This is a genomic window from Thermalbibacter longus (assembly GCF_023806485.1).
Taxonomy (GTDB): Bacteria; Chloroflexota; Chloroflexia; order Thermomicrobiales; family Thermomicrobiaceae; genus Thermalbibacter; species Thermalbibacter longus.
This window is the reverse complement of sequence record NZ_JAMSLR010000001.1, coordinates 473,792-499,961: the sequence shown is the minus strand read 5'-3', so window position 1 is coordinate 499,961 and position 26,170 is coordinate 473,792. Positions and strand designations below refer to the sequence as shown.

Below are 26,170 nucleotides of genomic sequence, written 5' to 3'. Positions count from 1 at the left end.
CGCCGTCTCCTGCCGAAAGGGGGGACAGATGGAGGTTCGGCTTCGCACCCTGGACGTCCCGCTTACTCCCGCGCTCGAGCAATACATCCGTGCCAAGATCGCCAAGCTCGACCGGATCCACGCCCGCGTGGCGGATGCCCGCTTCGAGCTGCGCAGCGAGCGGCAGCGCAGCGGGGGCGAGCAGTTCGTCGCCCAGTTCACCATCACCACGAGCTCGGCCATCCTCCGTGCCGAGCACCGGAACCGTGACATCCACCTGGCCATCGATGGGGCAATCGACCATATGACGGGCCAGATCAAACGGTTCCGCAAGAAGCAGATCCTGAGCCGCCGCCGCTCCCGGGCTACCACCCAGGCAGACGGTACCGCGGCGATCGAGGCGACGGCCGAGGACCTGTCTGGTCCTGAGATGGAAGAGGACGAGCTGTCTCCTTCGGTCGTGCGCCGCAAACGGTTCACGGTCTACCCGATGAGCGAGGAAGAAGCGATCGAGCAGATGGAGCTCCTCGGGCACGACTTCTTCGTCTTCTTCAATCCCGCCGACGATCAGATCAACGTCCTCTACCGGAGGAAGGACGGCCGCTACGGTCTAATTCAGCCGGTGCTCGGCTGAGCGCGTGCTCTGGAGCGCATCTCCGGAATAAGCGCGGCCCCGCCAGCGTTTGCGAAAGTGCGATGCTGCTCGAGTATAGTTGTGAGCAGCAGGTAGTACTACCGTGCGTCTGGCCGGCTCGGTGACGGGCTGGCCTGTGCCGCAAGCCCATTCCACTCGCGCTCACGACCTGGGCGGCAGGGAGGGAGGATACACGAACTCGTGGCACCCCTGGAGGAGCAGCGCGCGTTTTTCGCCCCGCCGGTCGTGAGCCGCATCGCCATGATTAGCGTCCACACCTCCCCGCTGGCCCAACCAGGCAGCGGCGAGGCGGGTGGAATGAACGTGTACATCCGGGAGCTGAGCCGAAACCTGGCCCACCGAGGCGTTGAAGTCGACATCTTTACCCGGCGGGCCGACCCCGAGCAGCCGCCGGTAGTCGAAGCCGATTACGGCGTGCGTGTCTTCGCGCTGGAAGCCGGCCCACTCGCTCCGATCCCCAAAGACCAGATCTTCTGCCACCTCCCGGAATTCGTGACGGAACTGGCCTTCCAGATCAGCCGTAACGGCCACCCCTACGAGCTGATCCACGCGCACTACTGGCTCTCCGGGTGGGCCGGTTACCTGCTCAAACGCTACTGGGACATTCCCCTCGTCCAGATGTTCCACACGCTGGGCGACCTGAAGAACCTACTCTCTCCGAGAGGCTCGATCGAGCCGGTACTGCGCCTGCAGGTCGAACGCGGATTACTGCGATTGGCCGACGCTGTGATCGCCGCCAATCCAGACGAGCGCGAGGTGATGATCTGGGATCTCCAAGCGGACCCCGCCAAGATCTGCACAGTTCCCCCCGGCGTCGATCTCGACCACTTCCGCCCCGCTGACCGGCATGCCGCCCGTGACCAGCTCGGTCTGCCTGACCGGCCACTCGTCCTCTTCGTGGGACGCATCGACCCCGTCAAAGGGATCGACACGCTGTTCGAGGGCTGGCGCCGGCTGCTCGACTCGCTCGAGCCCGGCGACACCGTGCCGCTGCTGATCTTCCTCGGAGGCCGGCGCACGGAGAGCGCTGCCGGGCCGCAGTTCGAACCCGCGCTCGAGCGGGTCATCGGGGAGGCCAGACGGCTAGGCATCGAGGGATCGATTCTATTCCTCGGCTCCCAGCCGCGAGCGATCCTGCCGCTCTTCTACAATGCGGCAGATCTCTGCGTGATGCCGTCCCGCTACGAGTCGTTCGGCCTCGTCGCGGTCGAGGCGATGGCGTGCGGCACGCCGGTGGTGGCAAGCCGTGTCGGTGGCTTACGCTTCACGGTCGAGGACGAGGTCTCTGGCCTGCTGGTGCCACCGGACGACCCCGTGGCGCTAGCCGCGGCGATTCGCCGGGCGCTCGCCGATCACCGCTTGCGCACCCGCATGCAGGTCGGTGCCCGCCAGGCGGCCGTCCGCTACTCCTGGCACGGGGTCACTAACGCCGTTCTCCAGGTTTACCAGCAAGTAGCTCAGCGCCGCGAGCTGCTACCCTGCCCGTAACCACCGCGTTCAGTGCAGGCTCCGCGCCTCCCCAGCGAACGATGTGACCTGTTCACGGCGCCCCGAGCCTGCTACGATCCAGCGAGCGGCGTAATCATCCGGCGCTACGAGGAGATGGGCCGGTGGCGTTCCTCGAGATCGCCAGCGAGGTGTTCGAGCGAGTGTGGGAAGCGCGCTTCGCGGCTGTGGTAGCACTCGGTGTCGACAACCGGCGAAGCGCGCCGTTGGCCGCCGAACGGCTCGCACTGGCAATCGACGCCGTCGCGGCTAATTTCGGCGAGCGTGACCCCAAGCTGCATCCGGCGATCGCCGCCTGGCGGGAGACATTCCGCGACCTTGGCTGGTCGCCGAGCACCTATCAGAGCTCGGTCGAAGCCCTGGTCCGGCGCACGCTGAAAGGTAAGCCGCCTCCGAGCATCAACTCAGCGGTCGATCTGGCGAACAGCGTCTCGCTGCGCTACCTCGTGCCGATCGGCGCCCACGACTTGGGAACCGCGCCGCTGGGGATCACCGTTCGGCTGGCCCGGCCAGGCGATTGCTTCCTGCCGATGGGCGACGGTCCGGCGGAGGTACCGGAACCCGGCGAGATCGTCTACGCCCACGCTTCGGACGTTCGCACCCGCCGGTGGGTCTGGCGCCAGAGCCGCACCGGCCTGGTCACTCCGGATACGACCGATCTTCTGTTCCCGATCGACGGCTTCGCACACGTGACCGAGAGCGCCCTGCACCTGGCTGCGGCCGAACTGGCTACCCTTGTCGAAGACCTGCTGGGTGGAGAGGTTCGGGTCTGGTGGCTGGATCCTGCCTCGCCGCGTGCCCCGGCATGAGACGCCAACCACGGCCTCTCGGTGTAGGAAGGGGCAGCTTCCAGGCGCCGGCTAGCCTTCCTTCACGAGGAGCGACGCTGCCGCCGCTCGAGGAACTCGCGCACGGCTCGGCGCGCCTCCTCGCTCTCGAAGACGCGGAGGAAGAGCTCGCGCTCGAAGGCCACAGCGGCATCCCAGGGCATCTCCGGTCCGAGCGCGATAGCGGCTTTGGCTGCCCGTGCCGCCTCCGGCGAGTAGCTCGCAATATTTGCGGCAAGCTCCAGCGCCTCGGTGAGATACTGATCCACCGGGACGACGCGGTTCACCAGTCCGAGTTGCTGCGCCTCCCGAGCAGATAGCTCGCGCCCGGTGAGCACCAGCTCCATCGCGAGGTACTTGCCGAGCCTTCTGGCCAGGTGCTGCGTCCCGCCGGCGCCGGGGATCAGCCCCAGGCGGATCTCCGGGCTGGCGAAGCGCGCCGTCTCCGAGGCCACGATCAGATCGCAGGCGAGAGCTAGCTCGAAGCCGCCCCCGAAGGCATAGCCCGATACCGCGGCGACGAGCGGCTTCTCGAAACGCCAGATCGTCGACCACAAGTGAGCATCGGACTGCGGGCCCGACAGGTCCCGCGCTGTAGCACCCGCGAAGACGTCGATATCAGCTCCCACGGAGAACGCCCGCTCGTTTCCCGTCAGGGCAACGACACGCACGGATTCGTCGACTCGCGCCTCATGGAGAGTGCTCGCGATCTCCCGCATCATCTGCGGGCTGATAGCGTTGAGCTTCTCCGGCCGGTTCAGCCGGAGAACCAGGACCTGCCCCACCCGCTCAGTGATGACCGTCGTAGCCTGCTGTCCTTGCTCCATCTGCCTACCCTATCGTCTTCCCGCGCTCGCCTGCTGCAGCACCGTCCGAAGCCGCTCGCGAGCTTCACTGGCTCGCAAGAGGCGCGCCCACGCCTTGCGCTCTCGAGCCAGGGCGTCTGCGATCGCCGCTCCACTGCCGAGTTGAGCCATAAGCTGGTCCCACATCTCGGCCAGATGCGACGGAAGACCAGCTCTCTCGGCAAGCTCCGCGGTTTCGGCGGTCAAGCGATCGCGCATCATCGGCGCCAGTTTCGGAAGGCTCGAGTTGCGCGCCAGAATACTACCTGCAAGGGTCGACGGCATCGTGCCGGCGATCTCCAGCATCCCGTCACGATCCAGCGTGATGACGTCGCCTGGCGACAGGAAACCGAGGCGGCGGGCCCTCGGGGCTGAGTCGATGGAAGCGCTCTTTGCAAGCGCCGGCCAAGAGGCAATCGCCGGCTCCACTGTGCCCGATGTCCCCTCGGGCTCCAGCGTCGCGTTCTCGTCGAACAGCACGGCGTCACCGGTTCTCCGAGCCAGCACACCCGTGATCGTTCCGAACGGCAGCAGGCCGGCCGCGACTTCGGGGAAGCCGAAGGTGGTCGTAACATAGGCAACCGTTCGGTCGGCCCAGAGCGCCAAGGTCGTCGCTGCGCCCCGCGCCGCCCCGTCGAGCACCACCACCAGCGGCACGCCCAATCCGGCGATAGCCGTGAACGCACCCTGCACGCGCGCGAGGAGCTCGTCGAGCGCCTGCCACTCACCGCTCTCCGCATACCGCAGCAACTGCTCGTAGGGGTAACCGAGACTGTCGAGCCGCGGCACCACGACGAGCGCCTGCAGACCCGCCTCCCGCGTGGCCGCTTCGACCATTGCGGGAAACTCGCCGATTTCGCGCACGAGCAGGGCCACGACCCCATCGGCGACCTCCCGCATGCCATGGCGATCGAGAGCTGACCAGGCATTCGCCTGATTCGTCCGTCTGGCGGTCGGCAACGAGCTCAATGGCACGACCGCGTCACTCGCGATGTCGAGCACGCCGTCTGTGGAATAGAAGCCTTCCCGGCGACGTGCGCGGGACAGCAGTTCCGGCTCGTCTCCACCGGCGATCGTCACCAGCTCGCGCACCAGATCGAGCCCCAGCGCATCCATCTGCCGGTACGGTCCGGCGGCCCAGCCGAACCCCCATTCCAATGCCCGGTCGACCGTGGGAAGGTCAGGCGCCACTTCGGGCGTTCTCTCCAGGACATACCGGTAGGTCCCACCGAGCAGAGCGCGGACGTATGCTCCGTACGGATCCGGAAGCTCGATCGCCCCGCGCAAGCGCTGCGGAAACGGCTGGCCGAGCAATTCCGCCAGGCCAGGAATAGCCGGGTCGCGATACGGCCGGTAGTCGCCGCTGCTGGCATCGAGCGCCAGGTTCCGCTCACCTTCCCGCCGGAAAAAGCCTCCGCCGGTCTTGTCCCCCAGGTGGCCGGCGGCATATAGCCGTTCGACCCAAGAAGGCAGCGTGTAGTCATCGCCGGTCGAGGCCCGCAAGCTCCCGGTACCCAGCACGAGAATGTCCAGGCCGGTCAGATCCACGGTGCGGAACGTCGCCGAGCGAGGGCGCCCCAGCAGCGGGCCAGTCAGCGCATCGACCTCTTCCAGCGCCAGCCCGAGGTCGCCAGTGTACCGAATCGCCAGGACGAGCGCGTAAATGCCGAAGCGGTTGGCGACGAACCCAGGCGTGTCGCGCACGACGAGCGCGCGTCGCCCCAGCCGGCGCTCGAGGAAGCGCACGAACCGGTCGAAACGTCGCTGATCAGCTTCCGGCAGGCAGGCAACCTCGACCAGGAGGAGTGCTCGAGGCGGGTTAAAGAAGTGCGTCGCGAAGAAGCGGTTACGAACCGCCATGGCATCGCGCGGCAGGAGCGAGCCGAGCGTGAATGTGGAGGTATTGGTCGTGATGATCGCATCCTCGCGGGCGATCGAGACCAGCGCTCGGAACAGGTCTCGCTTGAGCTCGCGGTCTTCTACGATCGCTTCCAGAATCCAGTCGCACTCCGCGAGCAGGGCGAGGTGGTCGTCGATATTCCCCACTGTTACCCGGCGCACTGCCTCCGGATCCAGGAAAGCGCGGCTGGCGATCGCACGTTCCAGCCCGCGCCGCGCCGGGGCGCTCGGGTCGTCCTCGCCCCTGACGTCGAGAAGCACGACTTCCAGGCCGGCAGAGGCAGCCAGGCCGGCAATCGCGCCGCCCATCGACCCCGCACCGACGATCCCGATCCGGCGAATCACGCGTCCCCCTCCCATTCCCAGTTCTTGAACCGCTCGCGAAGCTCCGCCTTCGCGAGCTTGCCGGTCGATGTCTTGGGCAGCGCATCGACGAAGACGAACGCATCCGGTAGCCACCAGCGAACGAACCGCTCGGCGAGGTACGCGCGCAACTCTTCAGCCGTCGCCTGCTGGCCCGCCCGGAGGACGACGACAGCGAGGGGACGCTCCTGCCATCGCTCGTGCCGCACGCCGATGACCGCTGCCTCTTCGACCGCGGGATGCCCCATCAGCGCACCTTCGAGCTCTATCGTGCTGATCCACTCGCCGCCCGACTTGATCAGGTCTTTGGCCCGATCAACGATCTTGATGTACCCCTCCCCATCCACAACTGCGATATCTCCGGTCCGCAGCCAGCCGCCATCGAATGCCTCCGGACTCTCGTTGCGGTAATAGCTGGTGGCCACCCAAGGACCTCGAACCTGTAGCTCGCCAGGCGTCTTGCCGTCGCAGGCCACCTCGCGCCCATCTTCCCCAACGACCCGCGCTTCGACGAACGGTGCGGGTATCCCCTGCTTGGCCAGCCACGAATAGCGCTCTTCGGTTTGGAACTGGTCGAGCTTGACATGGGCCTGCAGGCCCAGCAAGACCTCGGTCATTCCCCAGCCGTGAATCGCGGTCATTCCCAGCTTTTCGAGCCGGCGTAACAGCGCCTCGGGAGCCGCACTCCCGCCCAGCACGACCCGCAACCGCGGCGAGAGTTCCCAGCGCCCAGGGTTGGACTCCATCAGGTTCGCGATATCGTGCCAGACAGTCGGAACGCCAGCGGCAAAGGTCGCCTGCTGACCGGACAGCAAGTCCAGAATGTCTTGCGCATGCGGCCGTGGACCGGGAAACACGATGCGCGAGCCCACGAGCAGAGCGGCGTACGGTAACGCCCACCCGACCACGTGGAACATCGGCACCGTCATCAAGACGCTGTCGTCCCGGCTGATCGAGAACGTGATCGATGAGGTCAACGCGAGCGCGGCTATGGCGAGCTGAGCATGCGTCCACAGCGCCCCCTTGGGCCGCCCGGTCGTGCCTGACGTATAGCAAAGAAATGCTGGAGTCTCGGGATCTATCTCCGGCACCACCTCATCAGGGTTTCCGGAGGCAAGCAGATCCTCATACCGCTCCAGGCCAGCGCCGGCCGGGGGCTCACCCACCACGAACACACGCTCGAGCTGGACCGAGTCACGGAACGCCTCGAACACCGGAAGCAGGCTGGCATCGAGCAGTAGGAAGCGGTCCTCGGCGTGGTTGACGATGTAGGCAAGATCCTGGGGGTTGAGCCGCAGGTTCAGCGTGTGGATGATGCCGCCGGCTGCCGGGATGGCGAGATACGCCTCGAGGTGGGCAGCACGATTCCAGAGCAGAGTCGCGACGCGGTCGCCCGGCTGGAGACCGATGCGGCGCAAACCATCGGCCAACCGGATAGCCCGACGCGAGATGTCCTGATAACGCACCTCGCGGACGCTGCCATCGTCCATTCGCTCGAGGATCTCCCTCGTCGGGAAGAGCCGCATCGCGCGACGGAGCATCGCGTTGACAGTCAACGTCGGGCTCACCATGCGCCATCCTCCCTCGGTCCCCGGCTGGACAACCTCTATCGCTCATGGTATGTCGAGGCACGCGCTTCTCGCTAGTGACGCGGGCAGCTTCACGTCGATCCCATCGAGCGGCTCCGCAGCCATGCTCGTGACATACCTGCATCCTAATAGAATACAGGTCACACCGCCAGCGTAGAGAGCAGTCTTGCGCCTGTCAAGGAGAGCGTTCGGCTATTGTGACCGCGCGCCGCAAGCGCTCCTGCAGGTACAGCCCGCGACCGCCAGCTCCGAGAACCCGCCGCCTGGCGCTGGCTTGCCAGATTGCCACGGCGGGACTACCTCTTGCGTGAGCGATGGCGCATCGGTCGTCAGTTCCGGCACATGCTCAGTATTGACAACCCATGTACCCCCTGCTAGGATGCGTGCCCAGAGGCTGAGAAGCCGTCCGTCGACGACGGGAGGAGCAGTGACCAGCCCGGACTCTCACGTCGTCACCTGCCACGCGTATCGTGCGGGCACTGTCGCCACTGAGTTCGCTCGCGCGCTCCACGCGAGCATCCGCCGTTTCCCCCACTCCGCGAAACGCAAACGCTGACCCCTGGTTCCCAGCACAGCGAAGACTGTCCGAGAGCCCGGCGAGCCGAATCGCTCGGCACTGCCATCGCGATTTTGACCGGCAGAGCCGCCTCGCGCCCGGCCGCCCGGCCTAACCGTTCGCATCGGTAAGAGATGGAAGAGGGGAGCGTTTGCCATGCTGCGTGGAAGTTTCGTCGCGCTCGTGACTCCGTTCATCGATGGTGAGCTGGATCTGCGAACCCTACGACATCTGGTAGAGTGGCAGATCCGTGAGGGCACTGACGGCCTCGTCCCGTGCGGCACCACCGGCGAGACGCCAGCGCTCAGCGAGCGTGAGTGGCGCCTGGTGATCGAGACGGTGATCGACCAGGCAGCCGGCCGCGTACCCGTCATCGCCAACACCGGCACCAATTCGACCGCGGTTAGCATCGAGCGCACACGCATTGCCCGCGAGCTCGGCGCGACCGCCGCCATGATCGTCACGCCCTACTACAACCGCCCGCAGCAAGACGGTATCCTCCGGCACGTGGTCGCAATCGCCGACGCGGTCGACCTCCCGCTCGTGCTCTACAACGTCCCGGGCCGCACCGGCGTCAATCTACTGCCTGACACTGTGGTCCGGCTCCTCGACCTGGCCACGGTCATCGGGGTGAAGGAGTCGAGCGGCTCGCTCGATCAGGCCAGCGAGCTGGTGCTCGCGCTCGAAGGCCGAGCCGCCGTCCTCTCCGGTGACGACTCGCTCACGCTGCCGATCATCACCGTGGGTGGGGCCGGCGTCGTATCGGTGCTCGCCAACATCGTGCCGGCGGCGACACGCGACCTCGTCCATGCCGCGCTCGCGGGCGACCTCGCTCGGGCGCGACGGCTCCAACATGAACTGTTCCCGCTGGTCCGGGCGCTGTTCCTCGAGACCAACCCGGTGCCGGTCAAGGCAGCCGCCGAGCTGCTCGGGCTCTGCCGCTCCGAGGTGCGCCTGCCGCTCGCCCCGATGTCGTCGACGAACCGTCAGCGGCTGTCTCAGGCGCTGGCTGGATGCCCCCACACGGCGGCCCGGCTGGCCGCGGCGACGGAGGTGCAGTGATGCTGCGTCTCGCCATCGCCGGCATCACTGGACGGATGGGACGCGAGGTAGCCGAGCTCGCCCTCGCCGACCCGGGGATTGCCCTCACTGGCGGCTTGATCCGGCCGGAGCGGGAACACGCCAGCGATCTCTGCCTGCAAGGCGGCATCCGGATCACCGCCGACGCCCAGTCGGTGCTCCGCGAGAGCGACGTGCTCATCGACTTCACCCAGCCTTCGGCGACGGCTCACTACGCGCGCGCCTGTGCCGAGGCGGGCTGCGCGCTGGCAACCGGGACAACCGGGCTCAGCGAGGGCCACCTCGAGGAGTTGAGAGCAGCGTCAGCGTGCGTGCCCGTCCTCCACGCTAGCAATTTCAGTCTCGGGATCGCGGTGGTACGGGCCCTCCTCCCGCTCTTGGCTCGAGCGTTAGGCGACTGGGATATCGAGATCATCGAGCACCACCACCGGCACAAGCGCGACGCCCCTTCCGGCACTGCGCTGGCGCTACTGGAGGCTATCCGCGCCGGCCAGCCGGAGACGAGCTCGCCGGTCATCAACGGACGCCAGGGGATCGCGCCACGCCGCCCAGGCGAGATCGGGATGCATGCGATTCGTGGCGGTGGTGAGCCGGGCCGGCACTGCGTCCTGTTCGGGAGCGAGGACGAGCTGCTCGAGCTCTCCCATCGGGTCCACAGCCGGCGCGCCTACGCAGCCGGAGCACTCGCCGCCGCGAAGTGGCTTGCGGGCCGGCCGCCCGGGTGGTATGTGCTCGACGACCTGCTGGCCGAGCGTCTTGGGCATCTCGCCTAGGCGGGCGGTGCCTGAGCACGCTTGGAACTCTGCCAGGCTGGCGAGCGCAGTCGCATTCACATTCTGGACCGTGAGGCTTGCGGCACAGCCGTGGACCGGTACCCGGGTGGTTGGCCCCCGAGGGGCCGCCGACTCTGTCACACAAGAGAGTAGGGGCGCATGATCATGCACCCCTACTCTGCAACAGGGCACACGCCCCGGTAACGTCCGTCCGGCGGCGTGGGATATGCGAGGCCGGGCTTGGTCGATCGCGCATCGATTCGGTAGGATGCGGGCGAGGTCGCTGGCCCCCGTTTCGGCCGATCACGAGGAGGGTGACGCATGCCAGGGCTGTCGTTCGGCATCCACGTCGGCCCGCAAGATACGACGATCGACGAGCTGCGCCGGCTGTGGCGCTTCGCCGATGACCACGGCTTCGATTGGCTCTCGGTCTGGGACCACTTCTACGCCCGTACCTCCGACCTCATCCCCCACTACGAGGCCGTGGCGTTGCTCGCGGCGATCGCCTGCGAGACGCGGCGCCTCCGCTTCGGCTGCATGGTCTTCGCCGTCCAGTTCCGCAATTTGGGCCTGCTGGCCAAGTCGATCGTCACTATCGACCATCTCAGCGGCGGCCGGCTGGAGATCGGACTCGGCGCCGGCTGGCACGAGCCAGAGTACCGGGCCTTCGGCTACCCGTTCCTCACGGCGAAGGAGCGGCTGGATCAGCTCGAAGAGGGGATCCAGGCCCTGCGGCGGCTCCTCACCGAAGACGCGGTGACCTTCCAGGGACGAGACGTCCAACTAGCGAACGCGCGCATCCTGCCCAAGCCGCTCCAGGAGCGCCTGCCCTTGTGGATCGGCGGTGCTGGGGAGCGGCGCACCGCCCGAATCGCGGCGCGCTACGCCGACGGCTGGAACATCCCTTACATCTCACCGGAGGACTACCGCCGCAAGCGGGCCGCACTGGAGCACTGGTGCGAGGTGGAGGGTCGTGACCCCGCGACGGTGCGCGATGCAGTGCAGGTGGGTTTCTACATGGCGCGGAGCGATGACCAGCGAGCGGTGTCGGCAGCCCGCGAGCGGCTGGTGCGGCAGGTGGGCCCGCAGGCGCCGGAGCAGCCCGGCTACCTGATCGGCGGGCCGGCGGCAGTGGCCGAGCAGATCGCGGCCTACAGCGAGGCCGGCGTGCGGAGCCTCAACCTGGCGATCCGCCCGCCCGTGGACTGGCAGGCGCTGGAGATCTTCGTCGATCAGGTAATGCCGCAGTTCCGGTAGGCATCACAGCTTCAGCAGGCCGAAGGCGGCGGCATAGCGCGAGTCATCCCGGCGGAAGGTATCCGGGTTGACCCCCTTCACTGCGGCCATCTGGCAGGCCAGGAGCTGGACCGGCACCACCGCCAGCAGCGGCGAGAGCAGCTCCGGCGTCTCGGGCAGCATAAAGACAGCCGCGCCTGTCAATCCCTCCACCGGCCGGCCGATGACCCAGAGCTCGGCGCCGATCGCGTCGAGCACCAGCGCGATCTCCCGCACGCGCTCCGTCGCCCGGCCGGGCACGTGGACCAGGATTGCCTGGTCACCGGCGTTGACCGCGACGATCGGCCCGTGGAGAAACTGCTCCAGCGCCAGCGCGTCGATCTGGCCATAGGCTGCTTCGCGAACCTTGATCACCGCCTCGAGAGCCGTCGCCTCGTTCGGCCCGGCTCCGGTCACGTACACCCGCCGCTCGGCAGCAAGGCGGGCGATCGGCCAGACTTCGTCCTCCCTGGCCAGCACCTCTGCCACCTGGTCCGGCAGGTTCATCAGTGCCTCGCGGAAGCTGGCGACTGCCGGAGCCCGGCGCCGCTCGCCCAGCTCGGTCGCAACCTGAGCCAGCACCGTCATCGCGGCCGTGTGCGATGCGGTGTAGGCGGCCGAGCGTTCCCGATCGACGGTGCGCAGCACAAGCTGCGAGCCGGGGTGCTCGGCGGTGAGGCTCCCGACCGAGAGCGTGATCGCCCCGGCGGCGCGCGCCCTCGCCAGGGCCTCGCTGGAGTAGCGCTTGACGCCGGTGTGAGCGAGTACGACCACGGCGTCCTCCGGCCCCAGGTCGACCGCCTCTGGGTAGACCGCGAAATCGAAGGAGTTGACGGCGCGGGCGTCGCAGCCGGCCGCGCGCAGCAGCCAGGAGCCGACTAGCGCCGCGTGGTAGCTGGTCCCGATGCCGACGGTGTAGACACGACGGGCGCCCTGGAGCCGCTCGGCCGCTTCGGCCGCCTGCTCCCAGCCGTCCGAGAGCAGCCGACGCAGCTCCGCCGGTTGCCGGTGGATGGTCTGGTACATCGCCGAGTTGGTGGTTGGAACGGTCATCGCCCTCTCTCCCCTCCCTCGCCTCGCGCGCCCGCACCCAGCCCGTGCCAGCCAGAGACGCACTCCCCTATGCTGCCCGATGCCGGCCCTACTGGAAAGAGCCAATCGGATGCCCGTTGGGCCAACCGCTCGGCGAACGGCCTGCTCGGCTGTGACAGCGTGCTGACTCGCCCTTCAGGCTGGCAGCGCCCCGCTACTAGAAGCTCTCGTGCCAGGATATCGTCGAGCGAGGCGCCGAAGGGAAAGATGGAGACCGTCGAGCCAGGATCGCTGGAGCCGCGGTAGCCGAGGTTGAGCGACAGCGGAATGCTTGTCGCCAACGCACTCGTGTCCCCAGGCAGCACCAGCGCGACCGTCGTCGTCGTTCCTCGATCCTCGAGATCGCACCGATACGTGCTGATCGTCACGTAGGCGACGTCGCCAGGGGCGAAAGTGACGCGGATCGGCGGTCGCGAGGTGACTCGCCGCTCTGCTGGTAACCGAAGGGCAGTTCGCGCCCTTCGGGATCGAGCAATCGGATAGCTGGGTATCCAAAGAAGGAACACCATCTCGTCCTGCTATTGGTCAACGCGAGCGCCAGGCTGTGATGGCCGGTGGGCCCGGACATGGAGTCGGCGGGTGCCAGCGCCATTTCTGTCGACCGGCACGGTGCACGTGAAGGGAAGACAGTGGAACCCTTCTCAGTTCCCACAACGGCGGAGCCCGATGTGGGGACACGTAAACGGCTCTGCACCGCTGACCCACACGCCATCCCGATCGAGATCGCGACGCCAATCAGGAGCATCGGTTACGGCTACCGCGGCGGGACCGGATCCTTGAGCACCTTGCCTCCCCTCGGAACCGCTCGAACACGATGAAGCTCCAGCGCCGACCGTGTCGTATCGCAAACGTACCTGAGGAAGGCGGGCACGCGAGCCTGTTGTAAGAGTGCCTGCACCACACCTGCAGGCGGCGATAACACACCGAGTGTGGAATCAGATTTGCCTTTCAGGCGATCACCAGCCACGCGCAGCCGGGCCGGAACGATCCCAGATTCGGCCCGCGTACCGGTAGATCACCGCGCCTCCGTAGACGGCCACTACCAGCCCGATCCCGAGAGCCATGCCTAGAAAGGTGCGATACGTGAAACCCCAGATGTCGAAGTTGCGGTCGAAGACCGCTTCCATGTCCAGCATGCTCACCCAATCGATCAGCGCGACAGCGCTGTGCACCATCCCCAGAAGGAACGGAGCAAGCAGCAAAACTGCCGCTTCGCGCACGAAAATGCCTCGGACATGCCACTTCGTCGCTCCCACTCGACGCAGCGCCGTCACCTGGCGAACATCGCTCTCCAGGCGCTCGCTCACCTTGAAGTGGATGACCGCTCCTGAGGCGAACAGGAACAGCAACGCGATTGCCGACAAGGTGAACAGCAGCACACCGAATTCGCGGTACTGCTCCGCATAGATCAACGGCAGCGGCTGGACGTTGAGTTCGGACGTCATCCTGACCGGGTAATCCGGCAGCAGTCGCATCAGCACAGCCTGGCTGTCGCGCCAGCGCGGGTAGAAGAGGCCGGTAAAGGAATAGATTGACTCGGGATCAAACTCCCGCACGCTCGTCTCCAGGGCCGAGAACGTGGCATCGTCGACCACCAAGAACGTCTGGTTCACGAAGCCAGCAGCCATGTTCGTCGGAAGCCCGGCAGTACTCGCGCGGCCGACAAGCGTGACCTCCAGGAGTGGTGCCCGTGCGAGCTCGTCTGGCGTTACCTCCTCCGGCGCGACGCGGAACACGTCGTAGCCGAGCACATTGAACGTCCGGCCGACCGAAAGCCATTGGACCGCCGGGTCGTTCCAGCCTCGTCGCTCCTCCTCGAACCTGGTTCGGATGGCGAACGCTTGACCCGGCTGCAGCTCCGGCACTGCCGGGAAGATCCCGGTCAGGCTTGGATGAGCTACCTCGATTGCCCCGATTAGGTGGGTATAGGCGCTGTGGGCGATGATGTTGACACCCTTGATCCGATCGGTGTACCAGCCGCCCCTCGGGTGCCCGAAATGAGCGAGCCCGTCCTCGTCAAACGGCAGCAACGGAGTCGCGCCGAGCACCAGGCGAAGACGAACCGCCTGAACCGGGCCAAACCCAGCCTCGCTCAGGCTACTGGCGATCCGCTGAGCCTCGGCGTCGATCGCTGCCTCATCGTTCTCCGGGTGCGTGATCTGGACCACGACAGGGTTGAGCAGGAGCGTGGATCTCAGAACCTGGGCCTGTACCCCGATCAGCATGCAGGTATCCGTAACCACGAACGCCAAGAGTCCGGCGATGATTGCTCCGGAACCTGCGTGCGCGCGAAGACGGGCACCGAGCCGAGCTCTGGCCAGGAGGGACTCGGCACGGCTTCCAGGAGCCACGAGCCGGTGACGTAGGAGCAGTCGTAGCCCCTCGGCCAGCAGCCAGTAGCTGCCAAGGAGCGTGAGCAGCAGAATGATCGGGGTAAGAAGTAGCCAAAGGCCCAGCCAGCCAACCTCCGCCTGCTCCTCTGTGTAGCGTTCAAGTATGCGCGGATGGATCACTGCGGCCAGAAGATAGGCAGCGGCGAGAAGGATGAGGCCGAGTATTGCCCGCACCCTAGATGGTTGGCGAACCTCTTCCACAGCCCTTGAGGCCGAGAGGAGCTGCCGCGGCCAGCGGCGCACTGCCAGTTCGGCTGAAATGCCTCCTTCGAGCAACACCAGTACGGCGAACGCGAGGGCTGTCAACAGGAGCAACTGCGGCCGAAACTCGTAGGCAAGCCGCCAGGGCAGCCGCAGGAATACGCCTGCCGCGAGCAGGAACAGCGGCTCGAGGAGCAGGCCGAGGGCAAGGCCCAGCGTCAGGCCGGCCGTGCCGAGCAGGATGCTCTCCCACAGCACCAATCCCCGCCGCGTGTGTCGCGACATCCCGAACGTGCCTAAGAGCCCCAGCGCCCGGCTCTCGCCGAGGAGGAGCAGCCGGTGGAAGTAGGCCACGAAGAAGAGCGCGAAAACGAAGACGATGCCTCGCATGACCCCGATCACGTCGGTAAGGTAGTCTCGCCGCTGGATCGCGCTCGCGCTGCCCAGTCCCGTGGAGAGTGTCTGGAAGAGATAGAAGATCGTCACCGCCACCGAGAAGATGAGCACGTATCCAGCATAGGCGCGGAAGTTCCTGAACATCAGCCGTCGCCAGAGCACGCGCCAGCTCATGCCGCCACCTCCAGCGCCGAAAGGGCATCGATGATGCGTTGGTAGAATGCCGGTCGGTCATCCGCGCCACGCAGCAGCTCGGCATAGAGCCGACCGTCCTTGAGCATCAGGATCCGCTCGGCGTAGCTGGCCGCGAATGGGTCATGCGTCACCATCAGCATGGTAGCGCCGTCGGCACGGTGAAGATCAGCGAATGTCTCGAGGATGATGCGGCTCGTTGCCGAGTCGAGGTTTCCGGTCGGCTCGTCGGCCAGGAGCAGCGCCGGGCGATGGACAATTGCCCGAGCGATGGCGACACGCTGTTGCTCGCCGCCGGACAGTTCGAAAGGAAATCGATCTCGCTTGTCCGCCAGGCCAAGCCGAGCGAGCACCTCCCGCACACGAGCAATCTCCGGCTCCCGCGCCGCGCGCTCCAACGTGAGGGGCAGGAGCACGTTCTCCTCCACCGTCAGCGGATCCAGGAGGTGGAAATCTTGAAAGACGAACCCGAGATAACGCCGCCGAACGCGCGCGAGTTGTTCCTCAGAGAGCCGGTCGAGGCGCTGATCGGCCAGGATCACCGAGCCTCCGGTCGGCCGGTCGAGCCCGGCAACCAGATTGAGCAGCGTCGTCTTGCCGCTCCCCGATGGCCCCATTACGGCGAGGAATGTTCCAGCTTCGACCGCAAAACTGACGTCGTCCAGCGCTAGATGCGCTGCCCCGCCACGAGATTGATACACCTTCTGCAGATGCTCCACACGCAGAATCTCCAACCCGCACGCTCCTCTCCAAGGCGGATCCCGGCATTCCATGCCAACGACACGCCGCGAACCTAGCCTCTGCTCCAGCGTAGCGGAGAGTTACTGGAGCAGCATGCTATGGATGTGACGATCGCGAGACGCTGGCTTACAGTTTCGTCATCTGGGAGCGAAATCGGAGCGATGGGGCCACGCGATGTCTAGCCGGGCAGTCGTGCATGCTCCGGGGCAAAGTACTGCGCCCGGGGAAAAGTGAGCGTTACCGTCGTCCCACCACCTGGCCAGGAAGACAGGGACAGACGCAAGCCCAGGCGGTTCGCGGCCTCACGCGCGAGGTAGAGTCCGATGCCGGTGGCCGTAGCAACCTTGCGCCCCTGGGCTCCGGTGTAGAACGGCTCACAGGCCCGAGCCAGGTCTTCCGGAGGCATCCCCTCGCCGTCGTCGCGCATCTCCAACCGGAAGCCTGCATCTTCTCCATCCCTCGCCAGGCGGACGGTAAAGCTCGACCGGCCATACTGCAATGCGTTACGCGTGACCTGTTCCAGGATCAGCCGCAACCACTTGCGGTCGGTGAACACGGTGTAGGTCTCTGGATCTCCGTCTATTTCCAGGCGAGGATAGATCCCACGGATCACCCAGTCGTGCTTGAAGGCGTTGATGACCTCGCGCGCGAGCGCGGGCAACGAGACTCGTTCGGGCACAAGATCGCGGGCGAAGTCTTCCAGGCGAACGCTGTGCAGGACCTGTGACACGAGACCATCGAGCCGGCGCAGCTCGGCCCAGGCACGGCGCGCCAGCTCCGGCCACTCGCGCTCGAGCCGGCCGTCCTGCGCCGCGTGCTCGCCCGCCTGCACCAGGAGCGCCAGTGCCTGGAGCGGAGTCTTCATGCTGTGGACCGCGCGGGCGGCTAGGGTGGTGTAGAAGAAGACCCGCTCTTGGGTGCTCGCCTGGTGATTCCGCCAGGCCCTGTCACAGGCCCGGATAGCAGCGAAGCACTGTTCGGCATCGGCGGTCGTCGCATGCGCCGGCGGGAGCCATCGCGTGACCTGTTCCACATCCTCAACACTGGCGATCCGTTCCAGTCGCATCCGGTCCTGGTAGCGCGCGAGAGCATCCCAACTCAAGCCGAAAACGAGCCCGATGAGGGCAAGTAGTGCAGCATAGGTCACGTCCCATGCATGGTATGGCGGGCTACTCAGGGTAGCGGCCAGCGCGAACACTGAAAGGGACAGCGCGAGCCCGAGTAACGTCGGAAGAACGTAGCGCCAGTGATCGAGCGCGTAGCCAAACACGAAGCGGGTCGCAGCAGCGCGACTCTTCCGAATCCTCACCTGACCCACGGCGCACCCCTTCCAGATCGCTCGTCGAGAGAGAGCGTCGGACGACCTCATCGTCTCGCCGCAAAGGAGAACTTCATGCTTGCCTGGGACAGCCCCGCTCCGGCGATCAGGACGAGCGATCAGCCGAAGCTAAGCGGAAGCCATCAGATCACTGGGCATAACTAGGCGGTACCCGACACCGCGGATCGTTTGCAGGGCATCTGCCAGGCCGAGCTCGCCGAGCTTGCGCCGTAGCCGCGCGATGTTGACGGTCAGCGTGTTGTCATCTACGAACGTCTCGTCATTCCAGGCGACGACGAGTAGATCTTCCCGCGAGACGGGCTTCCCCCGGGCCTGGACCAGCCGGGTCGCCAGCCGTAACTCGGTAGGTGTCAACGAAACATGACGCTCGCCGTAAACCAGTTCGCCCCGCCTCTGGTCAACTCGCAGCCCAGCATAGGTCACGAGCATCTCGCCGGCGTCCGCCAGCTCGCCGTAGGCGCGGCGGAGCAGGGCCTCGACCTTGGCGAGCAGTACTTCCAGGTGGAACGGCTTGACGATGTAATCATCCCCGCCCTGCTCCAGCGCCCGCACTTGATCCAGCGGCTCGCCACGCACCGAGATGAAGAGGATGGGCAGCTTGCTGACCACACGGATGCGTCGAGCCCAGTAGAAACCATCGTAGACTGGCAGGTTCACGTCGAGCAGGACGAGGTGCGGCTTGATCTCCTCGACCTCGGTTGCGATCCGAGTGAAGGCGTCACCTGTCGCAGAGCGCACGGCATAGCCGTAGCGCGCGAGTGCCTCGCTCAGGAGCTCTCGCAGCGCCGCATCGTCCTCGACGACATAGAGCACATACATGACGCTACCGTCTCGCCGCTGAGCCGAGCGTGCACGGGCGAGTCCACCACCTGCCTCGATCTCCTCAGTGGCCTCAGACCCACCCCCCTGCTCGGCAGAGCAATTGTAGCCCCAAGGCTCGCGGGTAGGCGCGTTCGTTCAGGTGGCAGCGACGCTCCCGTCCGGTGGGGACTTGGTCCGGCCGGCCGAGAGCGCGACACAATCTCGGCTGCTTCGAGGCGAGGTGTGGTATCAGCCGCCCCGGCTGGGAGCCACGCCTGCCGGCCGGCCAACGCTGGCACCACAGCAATGCTTAAACTTCTTTCCACTCCCGCAAGGGCAGGGATCGTTGCGGCCCACCTTCTGCTTCTTGCGCGCTGGGGCCGTCCCGTCGCCAGACCGGTTCTCCACGCCGGCCTGCATCACCGGGCGCGCCAGCGCCGGCTGGATCTGCACCTTGTAGATCATGTGCGTCACGTCGTACTCGATGTTCTGCAGCAACTGCTGGAACATCCGGTACCCCTCGGTCTTGTAGGCCACCAGCGGGTCGCGCTGCCCGTACGCCTGCAGCCCGATGCCGTGCCGCATGTGGTCCATCTCGGTCAGGTGCTCGACCCAGAGCTGGTCCAGTACCCGTAGCATCACCAGGCGCTCGAGCGTGCGCATCGTCTCTTCGCCCATCTCGCGCTCGCGCTTCTCGTAGCGCGCCAGCGCCCGGCCGTAGAGGAACTCGATCAGCTCCGGCTTCGCACGGCCCTCGAGATCTCGCGGCGTCAGGCCGTCGGTGTCACCGAGCAGGCCAGCGAAGCCTCGTAGCATCTCCTCGTGGTCGAACTCGCCGAACCGCTCTGACTCGGTGCTGCTCTCGACGATGTGCTCGATCTGCCGCCGCACCATGTCGAGCACGTTCTCGCGCAGGTTCTCGCCCCGGATGATCTTGCGCCGCTCGGCGTAGATCACCTCGCGGTGCTTGTTCACCACGTCGTCGTACTCGACCAGGTGCTTGCGCAGGTCGAAGTTGTAACCCTCGACCTTGGTCTGGGCACTCTCGATCGTCTTGGTGATCAACGGGTGCTCGATCGGCGTGTCGTCTTCCATGCCGAGCCGGTCCATGATCCCGGTGATGCGGTCGGAGCCGAAGCGCCGCAGCAGCTCGTCCTCCAGCGAGAGGAAAAACCGGCTGGAACCAGGGTCACCCTGGCGGCCGGCGCGGCCGCGGAGCTGGTTGTCGATCCGGCGGGCCTCGTGCCGCTCAGTGCCGATGACGTGCAGTCCACCCTTCTCGGCCACGCCGGGCCCCAGCACGATGTCGGTGCCGCGGCCCGCCATGTTGGTCGCGATGGTCACCGCGCCGGGCTGTCCGGCCTTGGCGACGATCAGCGCCTCGCGCTCGTGGTGCTTGGCGTTCAGCACCTCGTGCGGGATGCCCTCCCGCTTGAGCAGCATGCTGAGGTACTCGCTCTTCTCGATCGAGGTCGTGCCGACCAGAACCGGCCGGCCTATTGCGTGCATCTCCTTGATCTCGCGCACCACCGCCCGGAACTTGGCCTCTTCCGTGCGGTAGACCTGATCCGGGTGGTCGACTCGAATCATCGGCTTGTGCGTCGGGATCACGACGACGTCGAGGTTGTAGATCGTCGCGAACTCTTCCGCCTCCGTCGCCGCAGTTCCGGTCATGCCGGCCAGTTTCCGGTACATCCGGAAGTAGTTCTGGAACGTGATGGTGGCCTGGGTGACCGTCTCGCGCTGGACCCGCACACCCTCCTTGGCCTCGATCGCCTGGTGCAGGCCCTCGCTGTAGCGCCGCCCGAGCATCTGACGCCCGGTGAACTCGTCGACGATGATCACCTCGCCGTCGCGGACGATGTAGTCCTTGTCGCGGTGGAACAGCTCCTTGGCCTTGAGGGCCTGCTCTAGGTAGTGCACCAGCTCGGAGTAGCGGTCGTCGTAGAGGCTCTGCCCCTCGGGAATGCCGAGCAACCGCTCCACTCTGTCGATACCCGCCTCGGTAAGCGTGACGTTCCGGTGCTTGAGGTCGACGGTGTAGTGCACGTCCTTGCGGAGCTGGCGGGCAATCTGGGCGAACTGGTAGTAGCGGTCCACCGTCTCCTGCGCTGGCCCGGAGATGATCAGCGGGGTGCGCGCCTCGTCGATCAGGATGTTGTCTACCTCGTCCACGATGGCGTAATTCAGCTCGCGCTGGACGATGTCCTCGGGCCGGTAGACCAGGTTGTCTCGCAGGTAGTCGAACCCGAACTCGTTGTTGGTCCCGTAGGTGATGTCAGCGAGGTAGGCCTCGCGCCGCGAGACAGGCCGCCAGTGGTTGAGCCGGTCGTCCGGGCTGGGGTTCGGATCGATATAGCTGGGGTCGTAGATACCAGCGAACTCGTGGGTGATCACGCCCACCGAGACACCGAGGAAGTGGTAGATCGGGCCCATCCAGCCGCCGCCGACCCGCGAGAGGTAGTCGTTGGGCGTCACCAGGTGGCAGCCGCGACCCTCGAGCGCGTTGAGGTAGAGCGGCAGCGTCGCGACCAGCGTCTTCCCCTCACCGGTCTTCATCTCGGCGATCTTGCCCTCGTGCAGCACGATGCCGGCCATGAGCTGCACGTCGAAGTGCCGCATGCCGATGGTTCGCCTGGCCGCCTCGCGCACCACGGCGAAGGCCTCGGGCAGCAAGTCGTCGAGCGTCTCCCCGGCGGCCAGCCGCTCCTTGAACTCGTCGGTCTTGGCCCGGAGCTGCTCGTCGCTCAAGCTCTGAACGTACGGCTCCAGCGCGTTGATCTCTTCGACTTCCTTGCGAAGCCGCTTCAGCTCTCGCTCGTTCGGGTCTCCGAAGACCTTGGTCAACAAGCCTCGCATCGGTGTCGTCCCCCAGGCATCGTGATCTCTCGCGGATGCATTGGCATCCATGCCTCTCAAGTCTACTCCCCGCATCCAGCCCGCGGCGACTCGGCCGATGTTTCAGGGTTGAGCGATCATCGACCCTGACCTGCATAGCTATATTCCCTGCTCCCCGCAGAAGACCGGCGTGCGATCCTCGAAGGACTGCGCCAAGTCTATACTATCGAGACAATCGAACGCCGACTTCTGCCGGCCCAAACGGGAGGGGGTTCAGTTCAGGTTAGCGGATGCTGGTCTGTCGGAATCACGAGAACCGGTTACAGCAGTGTGTTCGGTAGCAAATTGTGGAGTTACCATCAGACGATTGAGTGGTGTTGGAACGGGTCCACGATTACGTCGCTCTATCGCAACCGCTGGGCAGAGATCCACGACTTCACCTGGGTATTCCACGGCCACATCGGTGATTCAACATCAGGAGGAATCGACTCATGGTCATACACGGCATTCACCCAAGGCAGCTTCTCTCAATGCCTCGGTTCAGAATGTTGGACTTATCAGTATCCATGGCTTGAGCAGCGTGTGTATGCTAACGGATCGGCTCAGTATCGAACTGACTACAACACGACATGGCGTTGGTACTGACCGCCGTCGATCGAGGCACATGTGGGGCAGCGCTAGGTTACGTACGCTCAGAACGCACCGCACCATCCGGAATGGAGTGGGCAGATGGTAAACTCACGCGATGGCCAGAGCACACTCTATAGCCTGCTTTTGGCTCTTGCTCTCCTTGCGCCGCTGCTGTTCAGTTGGGCAGGCTTTCTGTTAACCGTGCTGATTCCATTGTATGTCCTCACGCGCACAGATCTGGATCGGCGATGGTATTTCCTCGCCATGCTGCCGATCATAACATGGGTGCTGCTCTTCCTCTGGGAACCACTCTTCGGCAGCCCCCGTCCATACGAGATCCCACAGACGGGGCACTCAGCGGCCGGAATTCGTGACCAGTGCAACACACACTGCGGTCGTTGATCCGGTCAGGAGCCAGCGGGCCGCAATGTACCGTGCGGGCTGGCAGGTTGCGGCCCGCCGACGAAAGGACAGGCGGACTGCAGAGGTACAGCCCGCCTGGTTTTTCCTCGTAACGGGCTGGGCTGCTTGAAGCGGCCCGCAGAGAGGGGACGAGCGATGAGCGGGGGAGAGCCGCCAGACTTCGCCGAGCGCGTCTACGCCCTGGTGCGCCGCATCCCGCCAGGCCGGGTGACCACCTATGGCCGGATCGCCCGGGCCGCCGGAGCCGCTCGCTCGGCTCGCATGGTCGGCTGGCTCCTGCACCACAGCCCACCCGAAGTCTCCGACGTTGCCCACCGGGTGGTGAACCGCAACGGCGAGCTGACCGGCGGCTGGGCCTGGGGCCACCCGGCGGTCATGCGCGCGCTGCTCGAGGACGAAGGAGTCACCTTCGTCGACGAGTACCAGGTCGACTTGGAGAAGCACCTGTGGGATCCGCTCGACGAGCTCGATCAGTCCGGCTAGCGGCTGCCGCGTCCGACAGGGGGCGCGGGCGGATGCCGCAGGTTCAGGCCGAGCGAGGCCAGATTCAGCGCGAGCGCGACCCCGATCGCCCCGAACACGAGCGGAAGCGCCTGGGCCACCGGTGAACGCCTTACAACGGCGAAGCCGGCCAGCGCCGCCGAACTGTCACCGCCAGCCAGCGCGGTCAGCTCGGCGACGTGCGGGCCATCGTCCAGCCCGCTGGCGACCGTGACCCGCGCGAGCCCGGCCGCGTCCGCGCGCACCACGGCTCGCCCCTGCTCATCGCGGGGGAGACCGGCGGGTGGCACGCCGTCGATCGTGACCGCGAAGCCCTGACCAGGGCCGCTGATCAGCAGGTCCAGCCGTGGCCCAGCGAATGGAATGCGGAGCGTCTCCCCAGCCTGCTGCGGCCGCAGCAGCGGCCCGGTGTCCCCTTCGTCCGAGCGCCAGCCCCCGTCGTGGTGCAGGTAGCGGCTGCCGGCGAGGTAGAGACCTGTCCAGGCGCGGTCGAGCACCGGCCGCGCGCGGGCCAGGACATCGTAGGCCAGCCTCGGGGTGAAGTCCCAGTTGACGATGGCGAAGCCGCGGGTCGGATCGGGCCAGTTGACAGGGTCATCAGGGGGGATCGGCCAGCGGAAGTACCAAACGCACATCACGCCCATCCAGGGCCACTCGCGCTGGGCACGCAGATACCCCTGGTAGAGATAGCGCGCTTGGTCCTCCTCGCTGACGGGCTCGCCCCACACCGATGGGCGTCCCTGCCAGCCTTCAGGCAGCGATACCCAAGCGTATTCGACAGCCCAGATCGGCTTGTCGGCATCGCCGTTCCGAACCATGATCTCCCGGAGCTGGATCACTCGGGAGAAATTGTTGCGCTCGAAGCCCACTCGACGGTCGTACGGGCTGTACCCGTAGCCGTAGACCATCGCGGTGGCGATGTCGAAGTAGTCCGCCGCCCCGGCATCGTACATGCCCTGAAGGAAGAGCAGGTCGCTCAGGTTTGCCGGGCCGGTCTGATCGGTCGGAGCGAGGCCGGGCATCAACACGACCACGTCGGGGTTGGCCTGCTTGGCTGCGAGATACGCCGCTTTGAGGAGTTCCGTGAAAGCGGCAGGGTCGATCGGCTGGCCGCCCCACTCCCCCTGCAGGTTCGGCTCATTCCAGATCTGGACGTAACGTATCTTGCCGCGGTAACGGCTCACCACCGTCGCGACGAAGTCCGCGTAGTCCTCGATCCGGGTCGGAGGGCCGTCCGGGAACTGATCGAGGTTCGGCTGGCCCTCCCGTGCCCAGCGCGGCGGCTTGTCCAGCCGGGCAATGATCTCCAGACCGCGTGCATTGGCCAATTCGACGATGCGGTCGTACTTCTCCCAAGTGCTGACGTTCCACTTGTAATCCCAGTACACATCGGGCTGGGGTTCGATCTCGTACCAGAAGAACGGCTGGCGGATATAGGTGAAGCCAGCGGCTGCGATCATGTCGAGCGAGCGGCGCACCATCTCGGGGTCGGGCTCGTCTTGCAGGAACGTGTTGATGCCCAGGGGATTCAAATCGGTATAGGGAATCGCCGGCCCAGCCTCGCCTGTCTCGACGCCTCGGGTGAAGTAGCGGCTTGCCACGACGCTCGCGGCGAACGAGGCGAGCAGACCGAGGATCACCAGCAGATGCAGGCCGGCGAGCAGCAGACGGTGTTCGACCAGCCCCCGCATCGTCGGCCTGGCTCGGCCCGCTTCAGGCCGCTGACGTGGCGGCGTGGCGTTCGTTACTCCCGCCAGTTCGCTTCGCAACGGCTCTCCTCTACCGCGCCACACCCTCGCCTGCTCGCACTCACTGCGATCCGATAGAACGCACCGTCCTGAGCGGCAGCGCCCCTAACCTCGCCCGGACGCGCGATCGGCGTAATCGTAGACTGGCGAAATCGAACCCGGCCAGCGAGCTGACCCTCGATACCCCGATGTGACTTATACTCTGGGCACGCGGCCGCCCGCTCGCAGCTCTGGGTCCAGGCAGCGAGGAGCGGCGCCCCGGGGAGGGATCGGTATGAACCACAGCGCGATTCCGCGAGCGGCTACCGGCAGACTGGCCGCGCGCGACGAGTACGGCACGGTCTACGACCGCAAGGGAGTCGCGCTGATGGCCTGGGCACACTTCGCCCACGACCTCTACCCCTCTTTCCTCGGCGTGCTGGTACCGGCCGTGCAGACGAAACTGTCCATCCCCCTCGCGGTCGCCAGCCTCATGGTGCCGGCCCAACAGATGCCGTCCATCCTCCAGCCCTTCATCGGCTACCTGGCCGACCGCACCAGCCGGCGCTGGTTCGTGATCCTGGCCCCAGCGACTGCGGCTGTGTCGCTCTCGCTCGTCGGGCTGGCACCACACTTCGCCGTGGTCGTGCTGCTCCTTCTTTGTTCGGGCATCTCTTCAGCCGCGTTCCACGCTCCGGCGGTCGCGCTGGTCGGCGAGTTCGGCGGGAGACACACCGGTCGCGCGATGGCGATCTTCATGACGGGAGGCGAGCTAGCCCGCACGCTCGGGCCGCTACTGATCACCGCTGCCATCGCGTTCCTCACCCTCGAAGACACGGCCGTCGTGATGGCTGTCGGCCTCGTCGCCGCCGTCACTCTCTACTTGACGCTCGACACGCGAGCCGGCGACGAGGCATCCAGGCAGCGACGAGGGGAGCAGCCTCTTCGGCGACTACTGCGCCGGCGCTGGCTGCCGATGACGGGGTTACTGGGAGTCACAGCGCTCAACACCGTCTCGGTCACGCCAATGACGTTCTTCCTGGTGAAACTCTTGCAAACCCGCGGCCACAGCGACCTCTACGGAGGTGTCGCGCTCTCGACGCTCTATGCTAGCGGTATCATCGGTGGATTGATCGGCGGCACGCTTTCCGACCGGCTGGGACGCCGGCCAACGCTGGCGCTGTCGGCTCTTCTGACCGCGCCGCTGACGCTCGTTTACCTGGCGCTCGAAAACGGCTCGTGGGCAGTGCTCGGGCTCATCGTCTTGATCGGCCTAGCCGCGATGCCGCCCCGCTCGGTGACCCTGGCGCTGGCTAACGACATCATGCCCGAGGCTCGAGGCCCGGTCGCTGGCCTCACGCTGGCTACCAGCTTCGTCGCGCAGAGCTTGGCTGCCCTCGGCTTCGGCGCGCTGGCAGACCTGATCGGCATCGAGCCGGCCTTCTGGTGGTCGGCCTGGGTCTCGCTTCTAGGGCTCCTCTTCATCCCGCTGATCCCACCGGTATCGGGCAAGTAAGGCAGCCCCGCAACTGAGCGCGCATAGATTGCG

At 66.1% G+C, this 26,170-nt stretch carries 18 protein-coding genes; 8 read left to right on the top strand and 10 right to left on the bottom strand.

Features of this window, described 5'->3' with window-relative positions; translation table 11 throughout:
• Positions 1-28: 28 nt before the first annotated feature.
• The 3 genes from hpf to NET02_RS02145 all read left to right on the top strand — a co-directional run bounded on the left by hpf (position 29) and on the right by NET02_RS02145 (position 2,949).
• The gene (gene hpf, locus NET02_RS02155; protein ID WP_284055727.1) at positions 29-613 is read left to right on the top strand and encodes a ribosome hibernation-promoting factor, HPF/YfiA family; all 585 of its coding nucleotides are present in this window, start codon (positions 29-31) and stop codon (positions 611-613) included.
• 201 nt (positions 614-814) lie between these two features.
• On the top strand, positions 815-2,122 hold the full coding sequence (locus NET02_RS02150) for a glycosyltransferase (protein ID WP_284055726.1): 1,308 nt from the start codon (positions 815-817) through the stop codon (positions 2,120-2,122).
• Between the two features lie 122 nt (positions 2,123-2,244).
• Positions 2,245-2,949, top strand: coding sequence for a B3/B4 domain-containing protein (locus NET02_RS02145; RefSeq protein WP_284055725.1), 705 nt, complete (start codon positions 2,245-2,247; stop codon positions 2,947-2,949).
• A gap of 62 nt (positions 2,950-3,011) precedes the next feature.
• On the opposite strand, the gene NET02_RS02140 is transcribed toward NET02_RS02145, so the two are convergent.
• The 3 genes from NET02_RS02140 to NET02_RS02130 are packed head-to-tail and all read right to left on the bottom strand — an operon-like array spanning position 3,012 to position 7,645.
• Positions 3,012-3,794: an enoyl-CoA hydratase/isomerase family protein gene (locus tag NET02_RS02140; RefSeq protein WP_284055724.1), complete on the bottom strand. Its 783-nt coding sequence runs from the start codon at positions 3,792-3,794 to the stop codon at positions 3,012-3,014.
• Between the two features lie 9 nt (positions 3,795-3,803).
• Complete coding sequence (locus NET02_RS02135; protein ID WP_284055723.1) at positions 3,804-6,056, bottom strand: 3-hydroxyacyl-CoA dehydrogenase NAD-binding domain-containing protein; 2,253 nt, start codon at positions 6,054-6,056, stop codon at positions 3,804-3,806.
• A complete protein-coding gene (locus NET02_RS02130; protein WP_284055722.1) occupies positions 6,053-7,645 on the bottom strand; it encodes a long-chain-fatty-acid--CoA ligase in 1,593 nt (530 codons plus the stop codon). Before NET02_RS02130 ends, NET02_RS02135 begins: the two co-directional genes overlap by 4 nt.
• Positions 7,646-8,375: 730 nt before the next feature.
• On the opposite strand from NET02_RS02130, the gene dapA reads away from it, so the two are divergent.
• The 3 genes from dapA (at position 8,376) to NET02_RS02115 (ending at position 11,329) form a co-directional block, all read left to right on the top strand.
• Positions 8,376-9,281, top strand: coding sequence for a 4-hydroxy-tetrahydrodipicolinate synthase (gene dapA / locus NET02_RS02125; RefSeq protein ID WP_284055721.1), 906 nt, complete (start codon positions 8,376-8,378; stop codon positions 9,279-9,281).
• Positions 9,281-10,072, top strand: a complete 792-nt coding sequence (gene dapB, locus NET02_RS02120) for a 4-hydroxy-tetrahydrodipicolinate reductase (protein ID WP_284055720.1) — start codon at positions 9,281-9,283, stop codon at positions 10,070-10,072. The genes dapA and dapB overlap by 1 nt, the downstream gene beginning before the upstream one ends.
• Positions 10,073-10,393: 321 nt before the next feature.
• Complete coding sequence (locus NET02_RS02115; RefSeq protein WP_284055719.1) at positions 10,394-11,329, top strand: LLM class flavin-dependent oxidoreductase; 936 nt, start codon at positions 10,394-10,396, stop codon at positions 11,327-11,329.
• Between the two features lie 3 nt (positions 11,330-11,332).
• On the opposite strand, the gene NET02_RS02110 is transcribed toward NET02_RS02115, so the two are convergent.
• The 6 genes from NET02_RS02110 to secA all read right to left on the bottom strand — a co-directional run bounded on the left by NET02_RS02110 (position 11,333) and on the right by secA (position 21,361).
• Positions 11,333-12,400: an SIS domain-containing protein gene (locus NET02_RS02110; protein ID WP_284055718.1), complete on the bottom strand. Its 1,068-nt coding sequence runs from the start codon at positions 12,398-12,400 to the stop codon at positions 11,333-11,335.
• A gap of 995 nt (positions 12,401-13,395) precedes the next feature.
• Entirely contained in the window at positions 13,396-15,603 is a 2,208-nt protein-coding gene (locus NET02_RS02105; protein ID WP_284055717.1) for an ABC transporter permease, read from the bottom strand.
• Complete coding sequence (locus tag NET02_RS02100) at positions 15,600-16,355, bottom strand: ABC transporter ATP-binding protein (protein WP_284055716.1); 756 nt, start codon at positions 16,353-16,355, stop codon at positions 15,600-15,602. Before NET02_RS02100 ends, NET02_RS02105 begins: the two co-directional genes overlap by 4 nt.
• A 185-nt stretch (positions 16,356-16,540) precedes the next feature.
• Entirely contained in the window at positions 16,541-17,680 is a 1,140-nt protein-coding gene (locus NET02_RS02095; protein WP_284055715.1) for a sensor histidine kinase, read from the bottom strand.
• A gap of 129 nt (positions 17,681-17,809) precedes the next feature.
• Positions 17,810-18,520 (bottom strand): response regulator transcription factor, encoded by a 711-nt coding sequence (locus NET02_RS02090; RefSeq protein ID WP_284055714.1) that lies wholly within the window; start codon positions 18,518-18,520, stop codon positions 17,810-17,812.
• 231 nt (positions 18,521-18,751) lie between these two features.
• Positions 18,752-21,361 carry a preprotein translocase subunit SecA gene (gene secA / locus NET02_RS02085; RefSeq protein WP_284055713.1) on the bottom strand — a complete coding sequence of 870 codons (2,610 nt, stop codon included), beginning with the start codon at positions 21,359-21,361 and terminating at the stop codon, positions 18,752-18,754.
• 1,167 nt (positions 21,362-22,528) lie between these two features.
• Between secA and NET02_RS02080 the strand changes: the two genes are divergently transcribed.
• A complete protein-coding gene (locus tag NET02_RS02080) occupies positions 22,529-22,876 on the top strand; it encodes an MGMT family protein (RefSeq protein WP_284055712.1) in 348 nt (115 codons plus the stop codon).
• On the opposite strand, the gene NET02_RS02075 is transcribed toward NET02_RS02080, so the two are convergent.
• Complete coding sequence (locus NET02_RS02075; RefSeq protein ID WP_284055711.1) at positions 22,873-24,663, bottom strand: cellulase family glycosylhydrolase; 1,791 nt, start codon at positions 24,661-24,663, stop codon at positions 22,873-22,875. The two genes, NET02_RS02080 and NET02_RS02075, sit on opposite strands and share 4 nt — an antisense overlap.
• Positions 24,664-24,916: 253 nt before the next feature.
• Between NET02_RS02075 and NET02_RS02070 the strand changes: the two genes are divergently transcribed.
• Positions 24,917-26,137 (top strand): MFS transporter, encoded by a 1,221-nt coding sequence (locus NET02_RS02070; RefSeq protein WP_284055710.1) that lies wholly within the window; start codon positions 24,917-24,919, stop codon positions 26,135-26,137.
• Positions 26,138-26,170: the final 33 nt, after the last annotated feature.

What these genes read in the sequence shown, in the direction of transcription:
- NET02_RS02140 (WP_284055724.1), bottom strand. Translation starts at nt 3,794, where the DNA reads ATGGAGCAAGGACAGCAGGCTACGACGGTCATCACTGAGCGGGTGGGG.
- NET02_RS02090 (WP_284055714.1), bottom strand. Translation starts at nt 18,520, where the DNA reads ATGTATGTGCTCTATGTCGTCGAGGACGATGCGGCGCTGCGAGAGCTC.
- dapA (WP_284055721.1), top strand. Translation starts at nt 8,376, where the DNA reads ATGCTGCGTGGAAGTTTCGTCGCGCTCGTGACTCCGTTCATCGATGGT.
- hpf (WP_284055727.1), top strand. Translation starts at nt 29, where the DNA reads ATGGAGGTTCGGCTTCGCACCCTGGACGTCCCGCTTACTCCCGCGCTC.
- NET02_RS02070 (WP_284055710.1), top strand. Translation starts at nt 24,917, where the DNA reads ATGAACCACAGCGCGATTCCGCGAGCGGCTACCGGCAGACTGGCCGCG.
- NET02_RS02130 (WP_284055722.1), bottom strand. Translation starts at nt 7,645, where the DNA reads ATGGTGAGCCCGACGTTGACTGTCAACGCGATGCTCCGTCGCGCGATG.
- NET02_RS02080 (WP_284055712.1), top strand. Translation starts at nt 22,529, where the DNA reads ATGAGCGGGGGAGAGCCGCCAGACTTCGCCGAGCGCGTCTACGCCCTG.
- NET02_RS02105 (WP_284055717.1), bottom strand. Translation starts at nt 15,603, where the DNA reads ATGAGCTGGCGCGTGCTCTGGCGACGGCTGATGTTCAGGAACTTCCGC.
- secA (WP_284055713.1), bottom strand. Translation starts at nt 21,361, where the DNA reads ATGCGAGGCTTGTTGACCAAGGTCTTCGGAGACCCGAACGAGCGAGAG.
- dapB (WP_284055720.1), top strand. Translation starts at nt 9,281, where the DNA reads ATGCTGCGTCTCGCCATCGCCGGCATCACTGGACGGATGGGACGCGAG.
- NET02_RS02115 (WP_284055719.1), top strand. Translation starts at nt 10,394, where the DNA reads ATGCCAGGGCTGTCGTTCGGCATCCACGTCGGCCCGCAAGATACGACG.
- NET02_RS02110 (WP_284055718.1), bottom strand. Translation starts at nt 12,400, where the DNA reads ATGACCGTTCCAACCACCAACTCGGCGATGTACCAGACCATCCACCGG.